General features: G+C 65.0%; 1 protein-coding gene. It reads right to left on the bottom strand.

The window, feature by feature from the left end; all coding sequences use genetic code 11:
* Positions 1-18: 18 nt before the first annotated feature.
* Positions 19-965, bottom strand: a protein-coding gene (locus AB4Y97_RS20985; RefSeq protein ID WP_442000972.1) for an IS630 family transposase whose coding sequence is annotated in 2 segments (ribosomal slippage) — positions 19-627 and positions 630-965 — 945 coding nt in all. Because the reading frame shifts where the segments join, the coding sequence is not laid out codon by codon here.
* Positions 966-1,041: the final 76 nt, after the last annotated feature.

Here is a 1,041-nt window from a genome sequence, read left to right as displayed (position 1 = left end):
GGCTAGAGCGGATTCGATTTAGGTGAACTCGTATCCGCAGTTGCTGAGGTAGTTCTGGCACTCCTCGACTGGGAAGCGATCGAGCAGTTCTCCGATGGTCGTCCAGAGCGCCTCCTTGGTGCGCGCCGCCGCCTTGCGCAGGAGCGCTTTGAGTTTGGCAAACACCTGCTCGATCGGGTTCAGGTCAGGCGAGTACGGCGGCAGGTACAGCAGACTGGCGTCAGCCGCATGGATGGCTTCTCGGATGCCTGCCACCTTGTGAGCCGCCAGGTTGTCGAGCACGACCACATCACCGGGCGACAACTCCGGGATCAGCACCTGCTCCACATAGGCCCGGAACACCTCACCGGTCATGGGGCCGTCGAGCACCATCGGAGCGATGACGCCGCTGGCGCGCAGACCGGCCACGAAGGTGGTGATCTTCCAATGGCCCCACGGCGTGGCATCCACCAGACGCTCGCCTCTGGGGCAGCACCCGTAACGGCGCACCATGTTGGTTGATGTGCCGGTCTCGTCCAGGAAGACAAAGCGGGCCGGATCCATATAGCGCTGCCACACGCGCCAGTGCCGTCGCTCGCGCGCCACGTCCGGACGGTCCTGCTCGGCGGCTCTCAGGCTCTTTTTTTGTGCGTCAGGCCGGCTCGCCTGAGCCAGCGGCTGATGGTGGAGGTCGCCCTCACCACGATGCCGTGCTGGCACAGCTCGGTCTGGATCTCCACCAGCGAGATGTCGGATTTGGCATCCAGGAGAGCCCGCACAAGCGCCTCATGCGGCCCAAGGATGGGACGACGGTGGCCGCCGAACCGGGCCGGAGCCGGACTACCGCTCTGGCGGAAGCGCCGCATCAGCTTCACGGCGGCCGACGGGCTGACCTCAAAGCGCAAGGCCGCCTGCCGGATGGAGGATCCGCCTTCCACCGCACGCACGATCCGCTCACGCAAGTCTCGAGACAGAGGAGCTGGCATGGGACGCCTCCCGGCCAATCACAACCAACCCTATGGAATCAGCTCTCCCGATTCCACGCAACTGCTGCCCGCTCTA

Origin of the sequence: Microvirga sp. 2TAF3, assembly GCF_052114965.1 — a bacterium.
Classification (GTDB): domain Bacteria; phylum Pseudomonadota; class Alphaproteobacteria; order Rhizobiales; family Beijerinckiaceae; genus Microvirga.
This window is presented reverse-complemented; position numbering and strand designations above follow the sequence as displayed.